The organism is Jeotgalibaca ciconiae, from assembly GCF_003955755.1.
In the GTDB taxonomy this organism is placed as follows: Bacteria; Bacillota; Bacilli; order Lactobacillales; family Aerococcaceae; genus Jeotgalibaca; species Jeotgalibaca ciconiae.
Genome location: NZ_CP034465.1, coordinates 2,526,805 through 2,551,250 on the forward strand (window position 1 = coordinate 2,526,805; position 24,446 = coordinate 2,551,250).

General features: G+C 36.4%; 24 protein-coding genes. 20 read left to right on the forward strand and 4 right to left on the reverse strand.

Features of this window, described 5'->3' with window-relative positions:
* Positions 1–26 precede the first annotated feature (26 nt).
* Positions 27–386 (reverse strand): helix-turn-helix domain-containing protein, encoded by a 360-nt coding sequence (locus EJN90_RS11735; protein ID WP_126111467.1) that lies wholly within the window; start codon positions 384–386, stop codon positions 27–29.
* Positions 387–603: 217 nt separating this feature from the next.
* Between EJN90_RS11735 and rpmG the strand changes: the two genes are divergently transcribed.
* The 5 genes from rpmG to EJN90_RS11760 all read left to right on the forward strand — a co-directional run bounded on the left by rpmG (position 604) and on the right by EJN90_RS11760 (position 3,828).
* The gene (rpmG, locus tag EJN90_RS11740) at positions 604–753 is read left to right on the forward strand and encodes a 50S ribosomal protein L33 (RefSeq protein ID WP_126111469.1); all 150 of its coding nucleotides are present in this window, start codon (positions 604–606) and stop codon (positions 751–753) included.
* 264 nt (positions 754–1,017) lie between these two features.
* A complete protein-coding gene (locus tag EJN90_RS11745) occupies positions 1,018–1,566 on the forward strand; it encodes a 5-formyltetrahydrofolate cyclo-ligase (RefSeq protein ID WP_126111471.1) in 549 nt (182 codons plus the stop codon).
* Between the two features lie 40 nt (positions 1,567–1,606).
* Entirely contained in the window at positions 1,607–2,299 is a 693-nt protein-coding gene (locus EJN90_RS11750) for a rhomboid family intramembrane serine protease (RefSeq protein WP_126111473.1), read from the forward strand.
* A 29-nt stretch (positions 2,300–2,328) separates the two neighbouring features.
* Complete coding sequence (locus EJN90_RS11755) at positions 2,329–3,291, forward strand: ROK family glucokinase (RefSeq protein WP_126111475.1); 963 nt, start codon at positions 2,329–2,331, stop codon at positions 3,289–3,291.
* A gap of 135 nt (positions 3,292–3,426) precedes the next feature.
* On the forward strand, positions 3,427–3,828 hold the full coding sequence (locus EJN90_RS11760) for a rhodanese-like domain-containing protein (protein WP_126111477.1): 402 nt from the start codon (positions 3,427–3,429) through the stop codon (positions 3,826–3,828).
* A 90-nt stretch (positions 3,829–3,918) separates the two neighbouring features.
* Here the strand turns inward: EJN90_RS11760 and EJN90_RS11765 are convergent, their stop codons facing one another.
* Positions 3,919–4,047 (reverse strand): DUF4044 domain-containing protein, encoded by a 129-nt coding sequence (locus EJN90_RS11765; protein WP_227872512.1) that lies wholly within the window; start codon positions 4,045–4,047, stop codon positions 3,919–3,921.
* Between the two features lie 183 nt (positions 4,048–4,230).
* Here EJN90_RS11765 and gndA point away from each other — a divergent pair, with 183 nt between their 5' ends.
* From gndA to EJN90_RS11780, 3 genes are all read left to right on the forward strand, one after another.
* Positions 4,231–5,661: an NADP-dependent phosphogluconate dehydrogenase gene (gndA, locus tag EJN90_RS11770; protein WP_126111479.1), complete on the forward strand. Its 1,431-nt coding sequence runs from the start codon at positions 4,231–4,233 to the stop codon at positions 5,659–5,661.
* A 199-nt stretch (positions 5,662–5,860) separates the two neighbouring features.
* Positions 5,861–6,571, forward strand: a complete 711-nt coding sequence (locus tag EJN90_RS11775) for a response regulator transcription factor (RefSeq protein ID WP_126111481.1) — start codon at positions 5,861–5,863, stop codon at positions 6,569–6,571.
* A gap of 14 nt (positions 6,572–6,585) precedes the next feature.
* Positions 6,586–8,076: a sensor histidine kinase gene (locus tag EJN90_RS11780; protein WP_126111483.1), complete on the forward strand. Its 1,491-nt coding sequence runs from the start codon at positions 6,586–6,588 to the stop codon at positions 8,074–8,076.
* A 280-nt stretch (positions 8,077–8,356) separates the two neighbouring features.
* Here EJN90_RS11780 and yidC read toward each other — a convergent pair whose 3' ends face one another.
* Both yidC and EJN90_RS11790 read right to left on the reverse strand, forming a co-directional pair.
* Positions 8,357–9,295 carry a membrane protein insertase YidC gene (yidC, locus tag EJN90_RS11785; RefSeq protein WP_126111485.1) on the reverse strand — a complete coding sequence of 313 codons (939 nt, stop codon included), beginning with the start codon at positions 9,293–9,295 and terminating at the stop codon, positions 8,357–8,359.
* Positions 9,296–9,356: 61 nt separating this feature from the next.
* A complete protein-coding gene (locus EJN90_RS11790; RefSeq protein WP_126111487.1) occupies positions 9,357–9,632 on the reverse strand; it encodes an acylphosphatase in 276 nt (91 codons plus the stop codon).
* A gap of 121 nt (positions 9,633–9,753) precedes the next feature.
* On the opposite strand from EJN90_RS11790, the gene EJN90_RS11795 reads away from it, so the two are divergent.
* The 12 genes from EJN90_RS11795 to EJN90_RS11850 all read left to right on the forward strand — a co-directional run bounded on the left by EJN90_RS11795 (position 9,754) and on the right by EJN90_RS11850 (position 24,371).
* The gene (locus tag EJN90_RS11795; protein WP_126111489.1) at positions 9,754–10,047 is read left to right on the forward strand and encodes a DUF1033 family protein; all 294 of its coding nucleotides are present in this window, start codon (positions 9,754–9,756) and stop codon (positions 10,045–10,047) included.
* A 144-nt stretch (positions 10,048–10,191) separates the two neighbouring features.
* Entirely contained in the window at positions 10,192–12,621 is a 2,430-nt protein-coding gene (locus EJN90_RS11800) for a DNA translocase FtsK (protein ID WP_407657487.1), read from the forward strand.
* A gap of 173 nt (positions 12,622–12,794) precedes the next feature.
* Complete coding sequence (locus EJN90_RS11805; protein ID WP_126111491.1) at positions 12,795–13,901, forward strand: BMP family lipoprotein; 1,107 nt, start codon at positions 12,795–12,797, stop codon at positions 13,899–13,901.
* 204 nt (positions 13,902–14,105) lie between these two features.
* Positions 14,106–15,680: an ABC transporter ATP-binding protein gene (locus EJN90_RS11810; protein ID WP_126111493.1), complete on the forward strand. Its 1,575-nt coding sequence runs from the start codon at positions 14,106–14,108 to the stop codon at positions 15,678–15,680.
* The gene (locus tag EJN90_RS11815; protein ID WP_322348860.1) at positions 15,673–16,746 is read left to right on the forward strand and encodes an ABC transporter permease; all 1,074 of its coding nucleotides are present in this window, start codon (positions 15,673–15,675) and stop codon (positions 16,744–16,746) included. The genes EJN90_RS11810 and EJN90_RS11815 overlap by 8 nt, the downstream gene beginning before the upstream one ends.
* The gene (locus EJN90_RS11820; protein ID WP_126111495.1) at positions 16,747–17,706 is read left to right on the forward strand and encodes an ABC transporter permease; all 960 of its coding nucleotides are present in this window, start codon (positions 16,747–16,749) and stop codon (positions 17,704–17,706) included.
* A gap of 388 nt (positions 17,707–18,094) precedes the next feature.
* Positions 18,095–19,366: an EF-P 5-aminopentanol modification-associated protein YfmF gene (gene yfmF, locus EJN90_RS11825; RefSeq protein ID WP_126111497.1), complete on the forward strand. Its 1,272-nt coding sequence runs from the start codon at positions 18,095–18,097 to the stop codon at positions 19,364–19,366.
* Positions 19,359–20,654, forward strand: coding sequence for an EF-P 5-aminopentanol modification-associated protein YfmH (gene yfmH, locus EJN90_RS11830; RefSeq protein WP_126111499.1), 1,296 nt, complete (start codon positions 19,359–19,361; stop codon positions 20,652–20,654). The genes yfmF and yfmH overlap by 8 nt, the downstream gene beginning before the upstream one ends.
* A 2-nt stretch (positions 20,655–20,656) precedes the next feature.
* The gene (gene ymfI / locus EJN90_RS11835; RefSeq protein WP_126111501.1) at positions 20,657–21,382 is read left to right on the forward strand and encodes an elongation factor P 5-aminopentanone reductase; all 726 of its coding nucleotides are present in this window, start codon (positions 20,657–20,659) and stop codon (positions 21,380–21,382) included.
* A gap of 118 nt (positions 21,383–21,500) precedes the next feature.
* Entirely contained in the window at positions 21,501–22,382 is an 882-nt protein-coding gene (locus EJN90_RS11840; RefSeq protein ID WP_126111503.1) for a helix-turn-helix domain-containing protein, read from the forward strand.
* Positions 22,383–22,415: 33 nt separating this feature from the next.
* Positions 22,416–23,000 (forward strand): CDP-diacylglycerol--glycerol-3-phosphate 3-phosphatidyltransferase, encoded by a 585-nt coding sequence (pgsA, locus tag EJN90_RS11845; RefSeq protein WP_126111505.1) that lies wholly within the window; start codon positions 22,416–22,418, stop codon positions 22,998–23,000.
* A 123-nt stretch (positions 23,001–23,123) separates the two neighbouring features.
* Positions 23,124–24,371 (forward strand): competence/damage-inducible protein A, encoded by a 1,248-nt coding sequence (locus tag EJN90_RS11850; RefSeq protein WP_126111507.1) that lies wholly within the window; start codon positions 23,124–23,126, stop codon positions 24,369–24,371.
* The last annotated feature ends 75 nt before the right edge of the window (positions 24,372–24,446 follow it).

Genomic DNA, 24,446 nt, shown 5'->3' on the forward strand with positions numbered 1-24,446 from the left:
ATTTCCTTTCTAAAACAAAAGATGCTTTATTGCAAGCTTTCTTGATGGTTATCAAGAATTAATTGAACAGTGGTTTCAGGAAGATCCAATTGCTCAGCAATTTCATCAATCGTCTTACCTTTTTCATGAAGCGATACTGCGTGCTGCTTGGTAACAGCTGTCATCTTTTTAATTGGAAGATCCTCATTTTCAGAAGAATCTTCTTTTACTATTTTTTCAACTGTGGAAAGTCTAGTTTTTAAAGCATGCACATCTTCTGTAATTTGAAGCGTAAAATCACTGACTTCGGTTAGTAAAGCATGTTCCTCTTCTTTTGTGAAGAAAGAAATTAACAGAAGAAGGATTGCTGATACTAATAATATAATTACGATTATCCATAAGTTCATCTTTTCACCTCTATTCTAAACAATTGCTCACTTCTAGTATTTTAATGAAATGAGAAAGTTTCTGCAACTACAACTTCACTCTTTTTTTTCTAAGAAATATGTGTATAATAAATAGTGTTGTAATAAAAGACTGGATTCTCAGCCATGATAATGATACAATGCAACATGCAAGAAGATGAATGAGTCTTCAATTTTTTTATGTTTGGAGGTATGACTGATGAGATTAAACATTACTTTAGAATGTACAGAATGTAAAGAGCGTAATTATCTTTCTAAAAAGAACAAACGTAACAACCCTGATCGTTTGGAATTGAAAAAATACTGCCCACGTGAAAGAAAAGTAACTCTTCACCGTGAAGTAAAATAACAACAGGCTTCCTGTTGTTTTTTTGTATCGTAGGTTTTAAACAAGTGATTACTACCTTCGATGTATAATGGGTCAAGCCTGTCTCTGGAAAATTAGATCAACCGTACCCTTCTAACGCATACTGGTCGTTACTGTATCCATAAGCAGCCAAAGCTGCTGAACCAGCAAGTCTTTCCACAACTAAGATTACGATTATCTAATTTTTTTCGAGTCAGGATACACTTGCCCCGCTTTTCTAAAGAAAAGAAGAAAGGGGGTTTCTCTATGGATAAACAAACTATTCGCATGGAAATACTAACTACTCTTAAAAAACTACCGAAACAAAAAAGAATGAGTTATAACCAGCAGCTGATTTCAAAGCTTATAAATAGTTCAGAATGGAAAAGTTCTGAAGTAGTAGGGGTTACCTTAGCACGATATCCGGAAGTTGAAACTGAAAAAATCATTTCAGCTGCTTGGGACGCAGGAAAGAAAGTCGTTATTCCATACAGTGGAAGAAATCGAAGATTGTCTTTTTATTACTATGAGAGAGACACCCCATTGGAAGAAAGTAAAATTGGTTTGTTGGAACCCGCAGATCGTTCAGAAGAAGTACCAAAAGAATTAATTGATTTACTTATTGTTCCTGGACTGAGTTATTCAAAAAGGGGCTACCGAGTCGGATTTGGCGGCGGGTATTATGATCGTTATTTAGCAGATTATTACGGAAAAACGATTTCGATATTGTATCCATTTCAGTTAGACGAACAGGTTGAAGACCTGGTAGAGCCGTTCGATATCCCCATACAAAAATTGTTCATCGCTTCTGAATAACTTATAATAGTACTATAGCTAGTTACGAGGAGGCAGTTAGATGGAAAATTTTAGTATACGTAGAAAATTTCGGAAGAAACGAATCATTATGACCTATCTCTTTTTAGGTATACAGGTAATTGCTTTTTTATTAATGACATTTATGGGCGGCAGTCAAAATACATTTACCTTATATATATTCGGAGCCAAAGTGAATGAAGCTATTGTTATGGGTGAAATCTGGCGCCTTATTACGCCTATTTTTTTACACATCGGTTTTATGCATTTGTTAATAAATAGTATTACTCTGTACTATCTGGGCTCTCAATTAGAACTAACGTATGGAAGTATACGATTTGCAATTATCTATTTACTAGGCGGATTTATGGGCAATGCGATGAGTTTTGCCTTTACTCCAGCGATTTCGGCGGGAGCAAGCACTTCTTTGTTTGGATTGTTTGCTGCTACAGTCGTGTTAGGCAGGTTGTATCCACATAATTATGCAATCAGGAACATGGCACAAGGCTTTTTGATTTTGATTGTTATTAATTTTATCTCTGGCTTAACCAGTTCTTCCATTGATAACTGGGGGCATTTAGGCGGGGCCATGGGCGGCGGATTGGCTGCATGTTTTATCATGATCCCTAATTTAGCACCGATTGAAAAAAATATTCGTATCAAAATGCTGATTGCTTACCTGCTTTTAGCAATTTTATTTATAGCTATCGGATTTAGAAGATTTGGAATGATATAATAGAGAAAAATCAGTGGGAGGCGTTGACTTTGTCATCAAAAATTTTAGGAATTGATTTAGGCGGGACTTCTGTAAAATTAGCGATTCTTACGGAAGACGGAAAGATTCAACAAAAATGGAGTATTGGGACCGATATCTTGGATGGCGGAAAACAAATTGTTCCAGATATTATTCAATCGATCCAACATCATTTTGACCTGTACCAATTAACGAAAGATGATTTCAAAGGAATCGGCATGGGTTCCCCTGGAGCAGTGAACCGCAAGTTGGGCACTGTTACGGGAGCCTTTAATTTAAATTGGAAAGATTCACAAGAAGTTGGCAAAGAGATTGAGGATGCTATTGGGCTTCCATTTTATATTGACAATGATGCGAACGTCGCTGCGCTTGGAGAAAAGTGGATGGGTGCAGGTGCTGATGATCCTGATGTAGTTTTTATTACACTCGGAACCGGTGTTGGCGGCGGTGTCGTTATGAACGGCGAACTTATCCATGGAACTGCAGGGTCTGGTGGAGAAATTGGACATATTACAATCGAGCCAAATGGGTTTGAATGTACTTGTGGTAAAAAAGGCTGTCTAGAGACAGTAGCGAGCGCCTCTGGTGTCATCAATTTAACTCGTCAGTATTCAGAGAAATTTGCTGGAAAATCTGAATTAAAGACTCTAATAGATGATGGTGCAGAAGTTACTTCAAAGATGGTTTTTGATTTAGCAAAAGAGAAAGATGCTTTAGCAGAGATGGTAGTCGATCAATTTGCCTATTATTTAGGGTTAGCATGTAGTCATCTCGGCAACATTTTAAATCCTAAGTATATTATCATTGGCGGCGGAGTATCAAATGCAGGAGAGTTTTTGCTGGAAAAGGTACAAAAAAGCTTCGCTACTTATACCTTCCCGAATGTTCGTGAAACGACTCATGTAAAACTAGCTGAGCTTGGAAATGATGCAGGTGTAATCGGAGCAGGGTATTTAGTTAAAGTTAATAAATAGTCTAAAAAATATTGTGGCGTTAACCTCAAATAGGAATGTTAACGTCTTTTAATTTTGAAAAGCATAGAAAAAACTCAAAATATTGTGTAGAATAAGCAGGTACAGTAGGAAAGAAAGGATGGGAATTTACTCATTATGAATGGTTTTAATTTATTTTCATTAATTCTCTGGGGTGGATTAATCATATATGGTATTTATTGGTTGTATCGCTTTATTGAAAGAAAAAGATCGGCAGAACTTTTAACTTCGGATGAGTTTCGGAAGGACATGCGAAAAGTACAGATTGTGGATGTGAGGGAACGTCCTGAGTTTGAAGCGGGACACGTTTTAGGAGCAAGAAATATTGCTTTCACACAATTCAAAGAGCGATATCCTGAAATTCGCAAAGATCAACCAGTCTATTTGTATGATCAACGTACTTCGTTAAGTGGCCGCGCTGCTGCTATTTTAAAAAAGAATGGCTATGACAAAAACAAAATCTTCATCTTAAAAGGCGGTTACGACAACTGGGATGGTAAGATTAAAAAAGGAAATTAAATAAGAGTGTAATAGAAAATACTCTTTGGAAGAAATTAAAAAAGGTTACCTTAATGAGAATGAGGTAACCTTTTTATTGGACAAGGATTCTTATAGATTAATAAATAGGGAATACAAAACGGAGAGAAGCGCGCTTCCGACCATAGCGAATAGCATAATCCAAATAACGATTTTTGCCATTTTACTTTGCTTAGAAGTTGTATTTGATTTTTTGCTCACAATTTACCCACCTTTGCTAGATTTCACTAGCTAGTTTACAATAATGCAGGGAGAATGTAAATGTTTTAAGCCTATATCGTAATTATATTTCACTTTCCGCCAAAGTATCCTTTCCATTTTCTTTATTTTTTGATAGGATTGTCCTTATAGTATGATGTGTTTAATATGAAGGGAGCATTAAATATGACTAAACAACAAATTGGGGTTGTAGGCATGGCTGTAATGGGTAAGAACTTAGCCCTCAATATTGAAAGTAGAGGATACTCAGTATCTATCTTTAACCGAACTGGATCAAAAACAGAAGCAGTTGTTGCTGAAAATCCTGATAAAAAACTAGTTCCAACATATACGATTGAAGAGTTTGTAGATTCACTTGAAAAACCAAGAAGAATTTTATTAATGGTAAAAGCAGGTGTAGCAACAGATAAAACCATTCAATCACTTCTTCCGCACTTAGATAAAGGAGACGTATTAATTGATGGAGGAAATACTTTCTATCAAGAAACGATCCGTCGTAATAAAGAATTAGAAAATTCTGGTGTGAACTTTATCGGAACAGGCGTTTCTGGTGGAGAAGAAGGTGCGCTAAAAGGACCTTCCATTATGCCAGGCGGACAAAAAGAAGCATATGAATTAGTAGCTCCTATTTTAGAGCAAATCTCCGCAAAAGCAGAAGACGGTACCCCGTGTGTGACTTATATTGGCAGCGATGGTGCTGGACATTATGTAAAGATGGTCCACAACGGTATTGAATATGGAGATATGCAATTAATTGCAGAATCTTATGACTTAATGCGTAATTTCCTGAAAATGAGCGTAGAAGAGATTGCTTCAGTCTTCAAAGAGTGGAATGAAGGCGAACTTGATAGTTACTTGATTGATATTACAGCAGATATTCTAACGAAATATGATCCTGAAACTGGCAAACCAATGGTTGATGTCATTCTAGATCGTGCAGGAAACAAGGGTACTGGTAAATGGACTTCTCAAAGTGCACTAGATTTAGGAGTGCCGTTGCCGTTGATTACTGAATCAGTGTTTGCTCGTTTTATTTCAGCAATCAAGTCCGAACGTGTTGCAGCAAGCAAAATTCTACCAGAACCAACAGAAACTCTACCAGAAGTGGACAAAGCAGAGTTTTTAGAAAATATTCGTAAAGCCTTATACTTTAGTAAAATCATGAGCTATGCTCAAGGTTTTTCTCAAATGCGTTTTGCAAGTGAAGAAAATGACTGGAATCTACAATATGGCGAAATTGCAAAAATTTGGAGAGCGGGATGCATTATCCGTGCTCGGTTCTTACAAAACATCACTGACGCATATGAAAAGAATCCAGAACTGAAGAATTTGCTGTTAGACGGTTATTTTATAAATATTACAAAAGAGTATCAACAATCTGTTCGTAAAGTAGTTTCTACTGCCGTGTTAGCTGGTTTGCCAGTTCCGTCTCTTTCTTCCGCGATTGCATACTTTGATTCTTATCGTTCAGAGACATTGCCAGCAAATATCATTCAAGCACAACGTGATTACTTTGGCGCTCATACTTATGAACGTACGGATAAAGATGGTGTTTATCACTTTGAATGGGATGAAGAAATAGAAGTTCCGCAATAAATGACAGTTTTATGCAGCAGGTGGAGTTCTCCACCTGCTGTAATTTATGTGTTTAAAAGTAAAAAGCAAACTTATGCAAGTAAAGAGAGAAAAATAGAATGATATAGATGCGTTTTTTATTAGATATATGTTAGAATGAGAATAGAATTTAATTATAGACGGATAACATGTTATAGAATGATGTAAAAGGGTGAATGCTATGGAGAAAAAAGAAAAGCAACGTATTTTAATCATTGAAGATGAAAAAAATCTTGCTCGTTTTATTGAATTAGAATTAAAGCATGAAGGGTACGAGACAGAGATTTGTTATAATGGCCGGACAGGACTGGAAGCAGCTTTAAATTCTGACTGGGATCTAATTCTTCTTGATTTGATGTTACCAGAGTTAAATGGAATTGAAGTGTGTCGACGACTTAGACCAACTAAAAATGTCCCAATTATCATTATGACGGCTCGTGATTCTGTAATCGATCGTGTTTCTGGATTAGATCATGGTGCAGACGATTATATTGTAAAACCTTTTGCAATTGAAGAATTGCTTGCGAGAATCCGCGCTTTGTTACGTCGTATTGAAATTGAAGAAGAACAAAGAAAAGTAAAACAAACAACGGTAACTTATCGTGATTTAGTCATTGAAAAAGAAAATAGAATTGTTCGTCGTAATGATGAACCGATTGAATTAACAAAACGGGAATATGAATTGCTATTAATCTTGATGGAAAACGTAAATGTGGTTCTTTCTCGAGATGTCCTTTTGAATAAAGTATGGGGCTATAAGTCTGAAGTAGAAACAAACGTAGTAGACGTATACATTCGTTACCTAAGAAATAAAATTGATGTTCCTGGAAAAGACAGCTACATTCAAACGGTTCGTGGAACTGGATATGTTATGCGTTCACTAAATTCATGATGGGATGAATAAATATGCCTTATAGAAAGAAAGGAACCACCAGTTCGATACGTTGGAAGTGGGGGCTCCGATTAACCGTTGCCTTTTTATCTTTATTTCTATTTACATCATTCTTTGTATTAAGTAAGATTCATGAAAGTTTGTATGAGAAAGAAAGACAAGATGCTGAGGAAATGGTTCACACGGTATCTGAGACCTTTGCCCAATTAGATACTAGCTTAACAGAAAATAATGTCAAAAGTCTAATGGAAAAAATCTCCGTTTCTACAACCACAAGAGGTGTTTTGAGGGTAGACAACGTTCCTTATCTCGATGAATTAGAGGGACGGGGGATTACGATTCGCGTATTTAATACGGATGGACGTTTACTCTATGAATCTCGACGTATGAATACAGCATTTCAACGAAATTCCGGTTTTTATTTTAATGAAACAAAATACAACAACAGAGATGCTTTTGTTGGCGGCAATACAATTGTTGGAAAAGAAAACTCTATGCTGCTAGGATACGTTCAGATTGTTTTTCGTATGAGTGACTATCATGAACTTGTTTCACAAAACAATAAATACATTTTTGTCTTTATGTTACTGGGCTCGATTATTTGTGTGTTGTTAGGATACGGATTTGCACAATATTTCTTCAGACCCATTAAACATATGGCAGATACAATGAATGATATTACCGAAGATACTTTATCACAATCACGTATCAATATTAAAAGTAAAGATCGTGACGATGAACTGACTGATTTGTCTGAGCAGATAAATAATTTATTAGATAAGATGGCTTTGTACGTTTCACAACAAAAACAGTTTGTTGAAGACGTTTCTCATGAATTAAGGACACCTACCGCAATTGTAGAGGGCCATCTAAAGCTTTTAAATCGTTGGGGCAAGGACGACCCTCAGGTGCTGGAAGAATCGCTACATGCGTCTTTAAATGAAATCACACGAATGAAAACATTGGTGCAAGAAATGCTGGACCTTTCGAGAGCAGAACAAGTCCAGATGCATTATCACAACGAGATAACCCCAATTGGAGAGGTTGTGAAGCAAGTTTTTCACAATTTTGAAATGCTTTATTCAGAATTCACTATTTATTTTGATGATGACCTCGATAACGAAAGGTATGTAAATATTTACCGCAATCATCTCGAACAAATTTTAGTAATTCTGCTTGATAATGCTGTGAAATATTCAACAGAACGAAAAGAAATTCACATTTCTATTTCCGAGACACTTTCCAGAGTGCAGATTGCTATTCAGGATTTCGGGGAAGGAATGTCTCAAGAAGATCAGAAAAAAATATTTAATCGTTTTTACCGAGTAGATAAAGCTAGATCAAGAGAAAAGGGTGGTCATGGTCTAGGATTATCGATTGCAAAGGAACTGTTAGAAGGTTATAAAGGAGATATATCTGTCGAGAGTGTGCTGGGGCATGGAACTGTCTTTCGTATCCAGCTGCCATTCATGGTTGATTATCAAAAAGAGGAAGAAGAAATCTAAGAAAAGCGGACAAGTCCGCCTTGGCCTATGAAAAAATAGGAAATTTGACCCTGAATTGTCAGGAGACTTCACGCTTCAGCGGGTTAGTCGAATGATATGCGTTAGCGAGCAGCGAAGCGCGCAATGGGGCAGATTTATCTTTTTTTCACTAGGTCAGGACTTGGGAGCTAGACATTGATGGCTGAACTTATAATCCCCTAGTCTATAAAAAAGGAAGCTGACCGATATCGGTCAGCTTCCTTTTTTGCTATCTAGTCTTACAAGTTGATTTATATCAATATTAACGGCGGTCTTTTTGTTGTTTCCCTGCATTTCTTCCTTTTCCTTTGTTTGCGTACTGTTGAGACGCAGATAAAGTTTTGACAGGCTTTGTACTTGGCTTGTTAACAGGTTTTGCTTTTTTGATTGGTTTCTTAATTGGATTGTTTTTAAGCTCTTCTGCCACTTCAGCTTTGACACGAGGCTTAATCAGTTTATTCTGAATAAGTGTTTGTCCTACTGCAAAGATACCACCTGCTAGCCAGTAAAGCGCTAAACCTGCAGGAGAAGACCATGAGAAGAATAAAATCATGATCGGATTCATAAGCAGCATTGTCTTCATTTGGCCTCTTGTTTCTTCAGGCATGCCCATCATGGAAACATATCCTTGACCAAGATAAGCTACCCCGGCAAGAATTGCTAAAAGAATGCTTGGGCTCCCAAGGTTAATACCCAAAAATGTACTCGCGGAAATTTGAGGAGTTAAGTTTACAGCTTGATACATTGCCGTAAAGACAGGCATCTGAATCAAGATTGGCAAACAACCGACTCCACCGGTCATACTGATATTATTTTCTTTGTAAAGAGCCATCATATCTTGAGAAGCTTCATTTTTCTCTTCTGGAGTTTCTGCTTCTTTTTGACGACGTTGGATATCTTCTAGTTCAGGCTTGATGTAACTCATTTTTTCTTGCTGAATCATTGATTTCTTTATTTGACTAAAGTTCAATGGCATAATGATGATACGAACAATAATTGTTATCAAGATAATCGCCAAGCCATAATTACCACCGAATAATTCTGCTAGCCAAACAATTAAATTACCCGTTGGAACAACCATGTATTCGTATATAAATCCAGTTGGATTCCTGTTTTCGTCATATTGCATACAACCTGAAAGAAAAGTTAAGATTGCTAGCATTTCTGCTGAAAACATTAATTTCTTTTTATTAAATTTCATGACAACATTCCTTTTTAAAAATTTCATATGTCACTAACTATACAGGAGTAAAGTTGTTATTTCAATTAGTTATTTTAAAGCTTACGAAATTATCAAGCTTTGCGTCATCTGTAACGATGACATTATTCACTTTTGAAAATGGAGTGGGATTATTTTCCAATGCAGTAATAAATTGTTCTATGCGTTCATTTGTCCCTGCTGCTTCGATGTAAACTGAGCCGTCTGACTCGTTGCGGACCGTTCCTTTTACTTCCATGTCATCTGCTAATTGTTTTGTGACATAACGAAAGCCTACACCTTGTACACGGCCGATTACCTGGATCTTTACTTTTCTCATTATTTTTCCTCCTTTGAATCAATTTATTTCCCTCGATAGGAGCTTTCTGCTATATTTTTAGTGTACTCACTGGAGAGCATCCAGTCAATTTTAATGGAAGATTGTAAAGAGAGGTAATTGTATGTATCAAGTTTTTTTAACAAAAGGCGAATACGAGCCTTGGTGGTTTTTTGATGATTGGAAGACATTAGTGATAAAAAAAGTTGATTGTTCAAATTTTAAAGAGGCGCATCAAGTTTATGAGCAATACTCTTCTGAACTTTCATCGAGATATCCTTTTCAAAAGAATAAAACACCTTTTTTAAAGGCATATTGGTGTGAAGAAGAAATGGAGTATTGTGAGTCTTGTGAAGACGATATACAAATTTTTCATGGAGTAATGTTATTGCATGATGAACAGATATTGGAATTATAATTATATAAATGAAAGGATATCCAATGATGGATGTCCTTTTTCTATGGAGATGAGTTTGGTTCCCTAAAAGTTATTCGAATCATGTATAATAAGATTACATGAGCTTAACGTAATAATTTATAAATAGATAAAAGAAGGAAATGAGTGAAGACTGTGGCAAGAACACCAACGAATAAGAATAAAACAAAACGAAAAACAAAAAAGACAAACAAAGTTTCATATGAATTAGTGGGAATATTATTCGTATTTTCAGCTGTGTTAGGGCTAAGCCAATTAGGATTTATTGGTATATTAATCGCGAACTTTTTCCGTTTCTTTTTTGGAGAACTGTTTGTAGTTCCCCTTGCATTATTTGGAATATATGGTTTGTATTTACTAATAATGGGCAGAGAACCGCGTTTAAGGAAAAACTTTGTGTTATCTGGCGTGTTATTTTTAGTTGCAGGGATGCTTTTATTGCATGCTCAAACGTTTCAGCACGTAATGGATTCAGAGGGATCTCTTTTTCAAATTACCTTAATGCGTTTTCTATCTGACGTAAGAACCAGCACGGTTTCAGGGATTATGGGAGGCGGCATGATTGGTGCTGTTTTATACCAATGCAGCCATTTCCTCGTATCCCAATGGGGAACCTTTACCATTATAGGCTTCTTGGTTTTCTTTGGAGTTTGTGTGTTATTCGGAATGGATACGCATGATGTCATGGAATTAATTAGAAAAATATTTTTATCAATCTATGGCTTCCTCCAAAAACTATTTAATCCAATTATCAATTTTATGAAGGAAAAAGTAGGAGAAAAAACAGAGCAATTAAAGAATCGAGAAGCTCAGCCGTCCATCGTAACTTCTCAAAAAGAAGTGGGAGCAGAATCTTCTTCGAATGATAACTGGTTTAAAAAAGCGAAAAATAAAATCAGGAAAGAAACAACTGCAATGATTGTGGATGAAGAAAAAGAAAGAGACGATACGCCAGAACAAATTCAATTAATGATTGACAGTTACCAAAAGAAAGATGAGGTAGCTATGAAACAAGAGGAAGAAACCCAATCAAGTGGAGAGAAAATTAAAGAGCTTGAAGAAATTGAAGAAGACGATAATGAAGAGGTATTGGATTTTGAAATTACCGAAGAAACAGAAAATCGTGATTATCAATTACCACCGATTTCTTTATTAAAGGATATTCCGCCGACGGATCAGTCGAATGAATATGCAATTATTGAGAAAAATGTTAAAAAACTGGAAGAAACATTTGCCAGCTTTGGAGTGGATGCGAAAGTTCGAAAAGCAAATCTTGGTCCTGCTGTAACAAAATATGAAATTCAACCTGCTGTAGGTGTGAAAGTCAGCAAGATTGTGAACCTTGCTGACGATTTAGCGCTAGCATTAGCTGCGAAAGATATTCGTATCGAAGCGCCGATTCCTGGAAAATCCTTTATCGGAATTGAGGTTCCTAACAGTAAAATCAGTACGGTTTCTTTCCGAAGTATTTTAGATCGTAACCATGAAAGTGATAAGTTATTGGAAGTTCCGTTAGGAAGAGATATCTCTGGTGTCGTTCAATATGCGGATTTAACGAAGATGCCTCACTTACTAATCGCTGGTGCTACCGGTAGTGGGAAGTCCGTATCAATTAACGGAATTATTACAAGTATTTTAATGAAGGCTAAACCGAATGAAGTAAAAATGATGATGATTGACCCTAAGAAAGTTGAACTGAATGTTTATAATGGTGTTCCTCATCTTCTCACACCTGTAGTAACAAATCCTCGCAAAGCTGCGCAAGCTCTGCATAAAGTAGTAGCCGAAATGGAAAGACGTTATGAATTATTTGCAGGAACAGGTATGAGAAATATCGATGGTTATAATGAGTTGGTTATGGAATACAACGTTGAAAAAGGAGAAAATAATCCGACTCTTCCTTATATCGTTGTGATTGTCGATGAGTTAGCGGACTTAATGATGGTAGCAAGTAATGAAGTCGAAGATGCGATTACCCGGCTTGCACAAATGGCTCGTGCAGCTGGAATCCATATGATTCTTGCTACACAACGTCCAAGTGTGGATGTTATTACAGGGATTATCAAAGCAAATGTCCCATCCAGAATTGCATTTGCTGTTTCCAGTTCAATTGATTCACGTACAATTATTGATGGAAGCGGAGCAGAAAAACTATTAGGACGCGGTGATATGTTATTCCGTCCTATGGGAGAAAATAAACCAAGACGTGTTCAAGGTGCCTTTATTTCTGATTCTGAAGTAGAGAGTATCGTGACATTTGTGAAAGAACAACAAGAACCGAATTATGTGGAAGAGATGATGCAACTAGAGCCAACCGCTGCGGTTTCAGAGGATCCTGAAGATGAATATTTTGACCAAGCGTTAGAATTCGTCATGGAAGAAGAATCCGCAAGTATTTCAAAATTACAAAGAAAATTTCGAATCGGTTATAACCGTGCAGCTAGGATCATCGATGATATGGAAGCAAGAGGGTATGTAGGTCCAGCAGACGGGAGTAAGCCCAGGAAAGTGAACGTAACAAAAGAATTACTACAAGAAAGTTCGGATTCTGAGTGACGAATCTCGAGGTTACCGCTTTCAAAAAATGGAAAAAGAATATTAAGATGAAAAATAAATGAAAAAGGAAGATTGTATATTTCCTATTCGAAAGAATTGTGCTATTCTTTGATTAAGCGAGATTCGTACTTGCAAAAATATGAGTAGTCCATACTCAAACTGGAGGGTTTATTGTGAGAAAGAAAAAATTTCTAAGCTTACTAACGTTAGGGTTAAGCGCTGGTGTTCTTCTAGCAGCTTGTGGCAACGATGAAGGTGCGGATACAGGCAGTGAAGTAGAGGAAACAAGTCAAGAAACGAGCGGAGAAACTGGTGGAGAAGCTGGTTCGGATGATTTCACTACGGTAATGGTAACTGATATCGGCGGTGTTGACGACAAATCGTTTAACCAAAGTGCTTGGGAAGGTCTTCAGGCATGGGGCGAAGAAAACGGTAAAGAAGAAGGCATTAATGGATATGGAAATATTATTTCTAACAGTGATGCAGAATTCATTACAAACCTTACGACAGCAGTGAACAATAATTATGATTTAGTGTTTGGTGTTGGCTATAAACTAAAAGATGCAATGCAAGAAGTTTCTCAAAACTATCCAGATACAAAATTTGCGATTATTGATGATGTAATCGAAGGTGAGAACACAACATCTGTATTGTTTGCAGATAATGAAGCAGCATTCTTGGCTGGCGTTGCTGCGGCAATGACAACAAAAACAAACAAAATTGGTTTTGTAGGTGGAATGGAAAGTGAAGTTATCGACCGTTTCGAAGCTGGTTTTGTTGAAGGTGTTAAGTATGTTGATGAAAGTATTGAAGTAAACATTCAGTATGTTGGGTCATTTGATGATGCTGCGCTTGCAAAATCAATTGCAAATGGTATGTATTCTGACGGTGCTGACATCATTTATCAAGCAGCAGGAAATGCTGGTAATGGCGTATTCTCAGAAGCACGTGATATCGTAGAATCAGACCCAGAACGCGAAATTTATGTAATTGGTGTAGACCGTGACCAAGAAGAAGAAGGAAAAATCACAATTGATGGTGAAACTCGTGATCTAACACTTACTTCTACTGTAAAAGGTGTTGGTGTTGCAGCTCATGATATCGCGAATGCAGCAATGAATGGAGATTTCCCAGCTAATGAAGTAGTAACACTTGGTTTAGTGGATGGTGGAGTTAGCTTGACTGATGGGCTATTGACTCAAGAAGTATTAGATGCAGTACATGAAGCAGAACAAGCGATTATTAGTGGTGATATCGTAGTAAGTGAAACACCACAATAATCTTTAATTAAAATGAATAATCCCAAAGGGGCTGAGACTTTTGTCCCAGCTCCTTTTCTTTTATAGAGTTCAGCTGAAAACGAATGTTTATGACTTTGTATCATGCTATTATTAGATTTTTTTTATTATTAAACTGCATTCGGTTAACGTATAATAGAAATAAGCTGTTTGATAAATATAGGAGATAGAAAAGGAGGAACCGCCATGACGGATGAGAATTATGTCATTGAAATGCTTGGAGTCACCAAAGCTTTTGGAAATTTTAAAGCAAATGATGATATCCATCTTAAAGTCAAAAAAGGAGAAATTCATGCTCTGTTAGGTGAAAATGGTGCAGGAAAATCAACTTTGATGAATATTCTTTCCGGCTTGTTACAACCGACGAGTGGTACGATAAAAGTAAATGGAAAAGAAGTGGAGATTACTTCTCCAACAGTCGCAGATAAATTAGGAATTGGTATGGTTCATCAACACTTTATGTTAGTGAAGGACTTTACCGTTTCCGAAAATATTATTTTGGGAAATGAAGAAAGCCGTTTTGGGGTTTTGAATCGTAAAAAAGCTCAAAAAACAATAAAAGAATTATCAGATAGATATCATCTCTATGTAGAACCAACTGCAAAGGTTGAAGATATTACAGTTGGGATGGAACAACGTGTAGAAATTTTGAAGACTCTTTACAGAGGAGCTGATATTCTTATCTTTGATGAGCCGACAGCTGTGCTGACCCCTCAAGAAATTGATGAACTGATTTTGATTATGAAGGGGTTAGTAAAAGAAGGGAAATCAATTATACTCATTACGCATAAACTGGATGAAATCAAGTCTGTTGCGGATCGTGTTACCGTTATTCGTAAAGGGAAAAGTATTGATACCGTTGATGTTAAAAGCACGTCTAAGCAAGAAATGGCTGACATGATGGTAGGAAGATCTGTTTTGTTCAAGACAACAAAACAAGCTGCTTCTCCAAAAGAAACTGTTTTAGAAATTAATAATTTAGTAGTAAAAGAGAGCAGAGGTCTTGAAGCGGTTAAAGGGTTAAATTTAACAGTTCGTGCGGGAGAAATAGTCGGAATAGCCGGTATTGATGGAAATGGACAATCTGAATTAATACAAGCCATTACTGGTTTGAGAAAAACAGAGAGTGGATCAATCAAGCTTCATGATAAGGAAATTTCAAATCTTCCTCCAAGAAAAATTACAGAAGCTGGTGTTGGACACATTCCAGAAGACCGTCAAAGACATGGGCTTATTCTGCCGATGACATTATCTGAGAATATCTCTCTACAAAGTTATTACAAAGAACCTTTTAGTCATAATCATCTCCTCAATGAGAAAGAAATGGATAAACATGCGGTTCGTTTGATTCAGGAATATGATGTACGTACGCAAAGTGAAAGATCATTTGCTGCGTCTCTATCAGGTGGTAACCAGCAGAAAGCAATTATTGCTAGAGAAATAGACCGAGACCCTTCGTTACTAATCGCGGCTCAACCTACACGGGGGCTAGATGTTGGAGCAATTGAATTCATTCACAAACGTTTGATTGAACATAGAGATCAAGGAAATGCTGTCTTATTAATGAGTTTTGAATTAGACGAAATATTGAATGTCTCTGACCGAATTGTTGTTATTTATGAAGGCCAAATTGTTGCTGAAGTAAAACAATCAGAAACATCTGAGCAGGAGCTTGGCTTATTGATGACAGGAACTCCTTTAGAACAAGCAAGAAAAGAACTTCAAACTGCTGAAGAGAAAGGAGAAAACAGTCATGGGTAAAATGTATCAGAATGCTCGTTTTCAACAATATGCAGTTCCAATATTGTCTGTCATATTAGGAATCCTTATTGGTGCGATTCTTATGTTATCGTTTGGTTTTAATCCAATTACAGGCTATACAGCGATGATTAAAGGAGCCTTATTCACACCATTTTATTTTGGGCAGACGCTTCGTTTGATGGCCCCGCTAATTGTCATTGCCTTGGGATTCGCTGTAGCAAACACTGCTGGGTTCTTCAACATCGGTGTGGCTGGACAAGTATTAGTAGGATGGTTCGCTTCTGTTTCTATATCGTATGTGTTTCCTGAACTGCCTGGTTTTATCTTACTGCCGATATGTATCTTGGCAGGGATGGCAGCAGGTGCAATTTGGGCAGGGATTGCTGGGTTTCTTCGTGCGTATTTTGGAACGAGTGAAGTAATTGTTACAATTATGCTGAATCATACGGCTTTTCATGTTGTTAATTACCTGATTCGTAATGTTTTAACAGAAAATAGTGACTCTTCACCACGTATTTCAGAGGCTGCTAGTTTACGTATTCCATTCTTGACAACTTTAACAGATAATTCAACCATTCATGGAGGTATTTTTATATCCATTATTATGGTGTTCGTAGTGTGGATGCTTATTAATAAAACAACGTTTGGTTTTGAATTCCGTTCTGTAGGTATGAATCCACATGCTGCTGATTATGCTGGAATGAACGCTAAAAAGAACATCATTTTAGCTATGCTGTTAAGTGGTGCGTTAGCTGGATTAGGTGGAGCAATGGAAGGGCTGGGGAACTTTCAAAACATCTTCACTCAAGGCGCTGTTCCTACAATTGGTTTTGATGGAATGGGTGTTGCCTTGCTAGGAGCAAGCAACCCTCTGGGTATTCTATTTTCTTCATTCTTATTCAGTGTTCTGAAAACAGGTGGTACAAGCATGCCTCTAGTTTCAGGGGCGCCGAATGAAATTGTCGATATTGTTATTGCTTTGATTATTTTCTTTGTAGGTGCGAATTATATTATTCGTTTGCTTCTTGCAAAAACGAAACCAGTTAAAAAGAAAGAGGTGGCCTAGATGGATGTGATTACACTTCTGACAATCATTGTCTCCAATACATTAATTTATTCAGCCCCTCTTATCTTCACTGCATTAGGTGGAACGTTCTCTGAACGAAGCGGGATTGTCAATGTCGGTTTAGAAGGAATTATGGTTATGGGAGCATTCTCTTCTATCGTTTTTAATTTGAGCTTCGGTGCAACTTTTGGAGCGGCTACTCCATGGCTAGGGTTACTTATTGGAGGAATTGTCGGGATTTTATTTTCTATCATTCATGCTGCAGCAACTGTGAATCTGCGTGCCGATCACATTGTTTCAGGAACGGTATTGAATATGTTGGCCCCGGCTTTAGCAATTTTCTTGACCAAAGTTCTATATGATGGGAAAGGGCAAACAGATTTTATTGTTTATAACTTTGGAAAACGTAGTGTACCATTTTTGAAAGATATCCCTATTATAGGAAGAATTTTCTTTACGGATATTACGATTGCTGCTTATTTGGGTATATTGGTTGCCATTCTAAGTTACTTTATCATTTTCAAAACGACATTCGGTCTGCGTTTACGTTCTGTTGGTGAACATCCTCAAGCAGCAGATACATTAGGGATTAATGTATATTTGATGCGTTACTCCGGTGTCTTGATTTCAGGGTTTTTAGGCGGTGTAGGTGGGGCAGTCGTTGCACAATCTATTACGCTGAACTTCTCTGTGACGACCATCGCAGGTCAAGGGTTTATTGCTATGGCGGCAATGATTTTTGGTAAATGGAATCCAATAACGGTTATGGGAGCTGCATTATTCTTCGGTTTAGCACAAAGTTTGAGTGTTATCGGGAATTACATTCCAATCGTACAAGATATTCCAGGTGTGTATTTAAGCGTTCTTCCTTATGTTCTAACGATTGTAGTGTTGGTTGGTTTTATTGGAAAGTCAAAAGGACCTGCAGCAAATGGAACTACTTATATAAAAACAAAATAAATCAAAAGAAGAAGGCTGGATTAAGTTCCATGCCTTTTTTTGTAGGATAGGGCAGCTTTGCACGCTTTTTTTATAGACTAGGGGATTATAAGTTCAGCCATCAATGTCTAGCTCCCAAGTCCTGACCTAGTGAAAAAAAGATAAATTTGCCCCATTGCGCGCTTCGCTGCTCGCTAACGCATATCATTCGACTAACCCGCTGAAGCGTGAAGTCTCCTGACAATTCAGGGTCAAATTTCCTATTTTTTCATAGGTCAAGGCGGACTTGTCCGCTTTTCTTACGCATTTAAATTGGTTTGTAAAATTTATGTAAGTAGAGTATAGTTTTTATATGTCTGTCAGTAGTTTTGGTTGCTGACACAAACTATGAAGTATTGGAAGTGAATACGTGGAATTAGTATTGGCAAAGGGCGCAAACGCCCATATTCAAAATACAAAAAAATTTAAAACGGTTCTAATTGAATATAAGTTTAGAAGTCTGTATGAACCGGATGAAGCTACAGCGAGAACTTTACTAAAAAATATGATGGTAACAAATACACAGAAGTATCCTAGTCAAAAAATGATGGATCATCAAATGTCTTGGTTATATGGCGCTTCCTTAAGCTCTAATTCTCAACGTTATGGAAATCACCATGTTGTTACGCTTCGTTTGAGAGTTGTTAACGATAAATTTATTGGTGGAGATGAAACATTATTAGAAGAAGCGTTTTCTTTCTTACGAGAAATTATTTTTCATCCAAATGTTTCTGACAATGCCTTTCACTCAGAAACATTCCATCGCGAAAAGAAAAATTTAAAGAATTACTTTGATTCTATTGAAGAAAATAAGTCAGGGTACTCATTGTTTCGCTTGAACCAACTTTTATTTAAGGGGACAAATCAAGTCTATTTAGGAATCGGCGATGTGCAATATCTAGATGCTATTACCCCAGAGTCTCTTTATAATACCTACTTGAAAATGCTTCAGGAAGATAGCATTGATATTTTTGTGTCGGGCGATGTTGAAGAAGAACGTATTCAACAAATTTTGGAGCAAAGTAAGTTTTCAAATCGAGAAAGTGTAACAGCTGACATCTTCGTTACTAGTGATCTAGTAAATCCGGTAGTGAAAAAAGAAGAATCTTCAGATGTAACACAAGGGAATTTATTATTTGGTTTTTCTTCGCCAGCTTACTTTTCTAATAAACATTATTATGCAGCTATGATTTTTGATGGGATATTCGGTGGATTTCCTCATTCCAAGCTGTTTCAAAATGTACGTGAAAAAGAAAGCCTTGCTTATTCAGCATCCAGTTCAATCGATAATATTCGTGGGAAAATGATTGTAAGAACAGGAATAGATTTTTCGAAACGAAATCAAGTTGAAAAAATTGTGATGGAACAACTGAAAGACATGCAGCTTGGAAATTTTTCGGAAGAATTAATAAGTCAAACAAAAGAGATGCTGATTAATCAATACAAGCAAAATGATGATCACCAAGGAAAGGCTCTTTCCAAGATTTATACAAATGAGTTACTAGCTGGTTACAATATATCGGATGAAGAATGGCTTCGTTCATTAATGGATGTTACAAAAGAAAATATTATTGAAGTTGCCAAACAGATGAAATTAGAAGCTATATTCTTTTTGAAAGGAGAGGAAGAAAATCATGCATAAAGTTGACTATCCTCTTTTAGATGAAACGGTTTATTATGAAACCTTGGATAATGGATTACAGGTAATTTTGATTCCTAAGCCTCAATTTGCAAAAGTATACGGAATTATGACGACAAAATTTGGTTCCATTGACAATCATTTTGTTCCTCTACAATCTGATTCTTCCATCCAGGTTCCGGACGGGGTTGCCCATTTTTTGGAGCATAAACTTTTTGAAGGGGAAGAACGTGATGCATTTGATGATTTTGCTGAATTAGGCTCATCTGCGAATGCCTTCACCTCTTTTACAAGGACAAGCTATTTATTCTCAGCTACTAGCAAAGAAGAAGAAAATATTCGCACCTTATTGGATTTTGTTCAAACTCCTCATTTTACACAAGAAGGAGTAGAAAAAGAAAAAGGAATTATTGCTCAAGAAATAAATATGTATGAAGATATTCCTGATTGGCGATTATTTTACGGTTTATTAAAAAATATGTATCCGAATCATCCACTTTCAATTGATATTGCAGGAACAGTCGAGAGTATCCAAAAAATAACACCTGAAATTCTTCAAGCTTGTTACGATACTTTTTACCATCCATCTAATATGAACTTGGTGGTAATCGGGAACTTTGATCCTGAAAAAACAATGGATTCCATTAGGGAGAATCAAGCATCAAAAGACTTTCCAAAAGAAGATCATATTATGCGCTTTTTACCCGTTGAGAGAATCGAGAGTATGGTAGCTCATCAACAAATCAAGATGGACGTCAAACGACCTAAAGTAGCGATGGGCATAAAAGGGATAACATCTGTTCCAGAAGGAAACGAATCGGATACTTATTATCTGTTGGGAACTTTGCTTATGGAGTTGTTATTTGGAAGAGGTTCTGAGAACTTTAATACACTCTATAACGGTGGTTTAATTGATGACACTTTTAATTATTCATTCAACGTGGATCGTAGTTTTCATTTTATGGCTATTGAGACGGACACAGATCGGCCGGATGAAGCAATAACTGAATGGAAAAATATTTTATTGAATTGGAAAACGGATCCTGATTTTACAGAAGAAAGTTTTCAGTTATTGAAAAGAGCATTCATTGGCGAACAATTACAAGCTTTTAATTCTTTGGAATATATTTCAAATCAATATGGTTATCTGTACTTCAGCGGAGTTGAAATGTTTGATCGCATTGATCACATAGAAGCCATTACGTTTAAGGATATTCAGCAATTTGCTCAACAATATATCAAAGAACAATTAATGAGTACCTTTGTTATTTATCCGAAAAAGGAGAAGTAAACATGAAGATTGCTCTGATTACGGGTGCTTCCGGAGATATTGGTTCAAGTGTTGCGAAAAAGCTGGCTGAAGATGGTTGGTCATTATACTTGCATTATCATTCAAATAAAGAGAAAATAAATAGTATTATTAGGGAGTTTATTGAAAAATATCCAAAACAAGAATTTTTTTCTGTGCAAGCAAATCTAGAACAAGATGATGCGATTGACCGACTAAAAGAACAAATATTTTCATTGAACGCCATTGTTTTTTCGCATGGTATAACAGAATATGGATTGTTAAATGAGCTTGCATCGGAAAAAATGGACCAATTATGGAAAATGCATGTTAAAATTCCTATTTTAATTACGCAAGCTTTTCAAAATAAAATCCATCAGGACAACCAAGGAAGAATTGTCTTTATCAGTTCTGTCTATGGAGAAATGGGAAGCAGCAACGAGGTTTTTTATAGTACTGTAAAAGGCGCTCAAATTGCCTTTGTCCGCGCATACAGTAAGGAAGTGGCTTCTTGGGGGATCACTGTGAATGCAGTCAGCCCGGGCGCTGTGAATACACATATGAATCAGCATTATACTGAAATGGAAATTACGAACTTACTAGACGATATACCGATTGGAAGAATGGGTAGACCGGAAGAAATTAGTTTTTGGGTAAAACAAATACTAAAAAAAGAAAGTTCTTATATGACTGGACAGGTTCTAACCGTAAGCGGCGGTTGGCTGAAGTGATTTTTAAAATTGCAGAATGTAGCTTTTTAATGAGTCTCTAAGAAGTACATTCTGCTTATTATCATCATATTCTATTATGCTATAATATACTGTGAATAGAGATAAGGTGGTGCGTTGAATGGGTGAGAAAAATCATATTGGTGAACAATTAAAGCAAGAAAGAATAGCAAAAGGTTATACACTCGATGATTTACAACAACTTACTAAAATTCAAAAACATTATTTAATAGCAATTGAAGAAAATAATCTTGATGAACTTCCAGGCGATTTTTTTGTTAAGGCATTTATTCGACAATACGCTGAAGTGCTGGAAATGGATGTTGATGAGTCCGCAGTTGTATCCAGTAAAAAGGAAGAAAATCCGGATAGTCAAACTGAAATACAGGAACCAACATTACCTACTAGGTCAGAATTGAAACGGTCTTCCAAAGAAACGAATTTCAACTACAGTAGTTCATCCCAAAGCAGTTTACCTACCTTTTTGATGGTACTGCTTCTTATATTGGTATTAGGAATGATTTGGTTTTATTTTTATTTTATAAGAAGTAACGAACCTGAATCGACGAATAATAATAGTGTAATTAATCAAACCGAAACTGTTTCAAGCGAGGCCCAGACAAGTGAAACTGTGGGTGAAGATGTCGAAAGCGCAGAAGAGAGTGCTGAAAACTCCTCAGAACTCTCCATTATCCGAGAAGATAATAACAATCGAATAGAGTATAGAGTTACGAACTTTGAATTACCAAATCAACTTCTTTTAGAAATCGATACAAGTGGAAATTCATGGGTTCAGGTGACTATCAACGAATCTGTTCTTTTTGAAGGAACTATTTCTGCGGGGAGTTCTCAAGAAATAGAAATTCCAGAAGATACAGAAGAAGTAGCTGTTCGAATTGGATACCTGCCTTCTACCAGCGTTCTGTTTGGTGATGAAGAAGTTGAGAAGCCTGAAGACAGTAGCACGAATCAGACGCAAACCCTCTATTTTACTTTTGAATAATGAAATGTAATGAAATAGTTAGGAGAAAAAAACGTGAATTTACCCAATAAACTTACTGTAATCCGAATCTTTATGATTCCGATATTTTTATTATTAATGACGATTCCTTTTGAATGGGGAACGGTTGAACTATTAGGTTCTTCCATACCGACTGTCCAATTAATTGGAACCATTATTTTTTCAGTTGCCAGTTTTACAGATTGGCTGGATGGTTACATTGCTCGTAGAGATGGACTTGTGACAAATTTTGGAAAGTTTGCTGATCCCTTAGCAGATAAAATGCTTGTAGCTGCAGCTTTCATCGTTTTAGTTGAAAAAGGATTAGCGCCAGCTTGGGTAGTAAGTATTATTCTCTGCCGCGAGCTAGCAGTTACTGGTCTACGATTATTGTTAGTAAAAGATGGAGAAGTTATGGCAGCTGCTTGTCCTGGAAAAATTAAAACGGTCACTCAAATGTTTGCCATTATTTTATTGTTTTTAGATGATTTTCCTGTTGCAGGAATAGGTATTCCACTTGGTACAATTTTATTGTATATTTGCTTATTTTTCACAGTTTACTCAGGAACGGATTACTTTATTAAGAATAAGTATGTATTTATGGATTCATTTGGAAATTAAAATCAAATATATGTAAAAACAGTTGAAGTAGTACTATTTAGTTTAATTTAGGCTAAGTAATTCGACTGTTTTTTTAATTGAAAGAGTTCTTTTTAGCGAATATTAATAGTGAGGGGTATGATTATGATTGCAGAGATTATTTCTATTGGAACAGAACTTTTACTTGGCCAAATTGTGAATACGAATGCAGCATTTATTGCAAAAGAACTAGCGATGTTAGGAATCAATACTTATCATCAATCAGTAGTAGGAGATAATACAGCTAAAATTAAAGAAGTAATTAAGATTGCAGAAGGAAGGAGTGACCTGTTAATCTTCATCGGAGGTCTTGGCCCAACACAAGACGATGTTACAAAACAAACTATTGCAAGTTATTTAAATGAACCTTTAGAGTTAGAAATAGAATCATTGAAATTAATACGTGATTATTTTGAAAAAACGGGCCGAGATATGACTGAAAATAATCAGAAACAAGCCTATTATTTTGAAAATGGTCGTTTTTTTAAAAATGCAAACGGCCATGCTATTGGAACCTATCTAAAAAAAGATGAGAAAGCTTACTTGTTAGTACCGGGTCCCCCGATTGAAATGGAAAGAATGTTTCATGATGAAATTACCCCTTTCCTAGCGACCTTGACACAAGATGACCGTCAATTTATTGTTTCTAAAACACTCCGTTTTTACGGAATAGGTGAATCTACGCTCGTATCAAAATTAAATGATTTAATAGAAAATCAATCAAATCCAACAATTGCTCCTTATGCTGGAAATCATGAAGTGTCTTTACGAATTACTGCAAGTGGGAAAGATGAAAGAGAATGTCAACATCTTATTACTCATACCATAGATCAAATTTTTTCATTGGTTGGGGATTTTTATTATGGAGAAGGAGATGATAATAGTTTAGTTAAAGTAGTGGGAAAACTTCTTCAAGATAAAAAGATGAGAATAAGTTCGGCGGAAAGTTTAACTGGTGGTTTATTTCAATCGACTCTTGTTTCTGTTCCTCAAAGCAGCAAAGTATTTCGAGGTGGTATTGTTGCTTATGAAGAGGCAATTAAAAGAGATGTACTAGGCGTTTCTCCAGAAATTTTAGAAACAGAGGGAATGGTAAGTGAGGCATGTGCCATTTCGATGGCTGACAAATGTCGTGAAAAATTTGGTACAGAGATAGGTATTTCTTTTACAGGCGTTGCTGGACCAGATTCGTTAGAGGGACATCCTGCCGGAACAGTATGGATTGGGATTAGTCAAGAAGGGGAGTTGTCCTTTGCAAAGCAATACCGTTTTATGAGGGATCGGAACGGCAATCGAAGTCAAAGTGTTATGCAAGGATTAGACTTAATTCGTCGGACATTGCTGAAAGAATAAAGGTGCGAACGTTTGTTCACGTTTTGCTTGCTTTTTTCTTTAGAAAAGGATAAGATAAGTATGCGAATTGAGAAG

What these genes read in the sequence shown, in the direction of transcription:
- EJN90_RS11735 (WP_126111467.1), bottom strand. Translation starts at nt 386, where the DNA reads ATGAACTTATGGATAATCGTAATTATATTATTAGTATCAGCAATCCTT.
- rpmG (WP_126111469.1), top strand. Translation starts at nt 604, where the DNA reads ATGAGATTAAACATTACTTTAGAATGTACAGAATGTAAAGAGCGTAAT.
- EJN90_RS11745 (WP_126111471.1), top strand. Translation starts at nt 1,018, where the DNA reads ATGGATAAACAAACTATTCGCATGGAAATACTAACTACTCTTAAAAAA.
- EJN90_RS11750 (WP_126111473.1), top strand. Translation starts at nt 1,607, where the DNA reads ATGGAAAATTTTAGTATACGTAGAAAATTTCGGAAGAAACGAATCATT.
- EJN90_RS11760 (WP_126111477.1), top strand. Translation starts at nt 3,427, where the DNA reads ATGAATGGTTTTAATTTATTTTCATTAATTCTCTGGGGTGGATTAATC.
- gndA (WP_126111479.1), top strand. Translation starts at nt 4,231, where the DNA reads ATGACTAAACAACAAATTGGGGTTGTAGGCATGGCTGTAATGGGTAAG.
- EJN90_RS11775 (WP_126111481.1), top strand. Translation starts at nt 5,861, where the DNA reads ATGGAGAAAAAAGAAAAGCAACGTATTTTAATCATTGAAGATGAAAAA.
- EJN90_RS11780 (WP_126111483.1), top strand. Translation starts at nt 6,586, where the DNA reads ATGCCTTATAGAAAGAAAGGAACCACCAGTTCGATACGTTGGAAGTGG.
- yidC (WP_126111485.1), bottom strand. Translation starts at nt 9,295, where the DNA reads ATGAAATTTAATAAAAAGAAATTAATGTTTTCAGCAGAAATGCTAGCA.
- EJN90_RS11790 (WP_126111487.1), bottom strand. Translation starts at nt 9,632, where the DNA reads ATGAGAAAAGTAAAGATCCAGGTAATCGGCCGTGTACAAGGTGTAGGC.
- EJN90_RS11795 (WP_126111489.1), top strand. Translation starts at nt 9,754, where the DNA reads ATGTATCAAGTTTTTTTAACAAAAGGCGAATACGAGCCTTGGTGGTTT.
- EJN90_RS11810 (WP_126111493.1), top strand. Translation starts at nt 14,106, where the DNA reads ATGACGGATGAGAATTATGTCATTGAAATGCTTGGAGTCACCAAAGCT.
- EJN90_RS11815 (WP_322348860.1), top strand. Translation starts at nt 15,673, where the DNA reads ATGGGTAAAATGTATCAGAATGCTCGTTTTCAACAATATGCAGTTCCA.
- EJN90_RS11820 (WP_126111495.1), top strand. Translation starts at nt 16,747, where the DNA reads ATGGATGTGATTACACTTCTGACAATCATTGTCTCCAATACATTAATT.
- yfmH (WP_126111499.1), top strand. Translation starts at nt 19,359, where the DNA reads ATGCATAAAGTTGACTATCCTCTTTTAGATGAAACGGTTTATTATGAA.
- ymfI (WP_126111501.1), top strand. Translation starts at nt 20,657, where the DNA reads ATGAAGATTGCTCTGATTACGGGTGCTTCCGGAGATATTGGTTCAAGT.
- EJN90_RS11840 (WP_126111503.1), top strand. Translation starts at nt 21,501, where the DNA reads ATGGGTGAGAAAAATCATATTGGTGAACAATTAAAGCAAGAAAGAATA.
- EJN90_RS11850 (WP_126111507.1), top strand. Translation starts at nt 23,124, where the DNA reads ATGATTGCAGAGATTATTTCTATTGGAACAGAACTTTTACTTGGCCAA.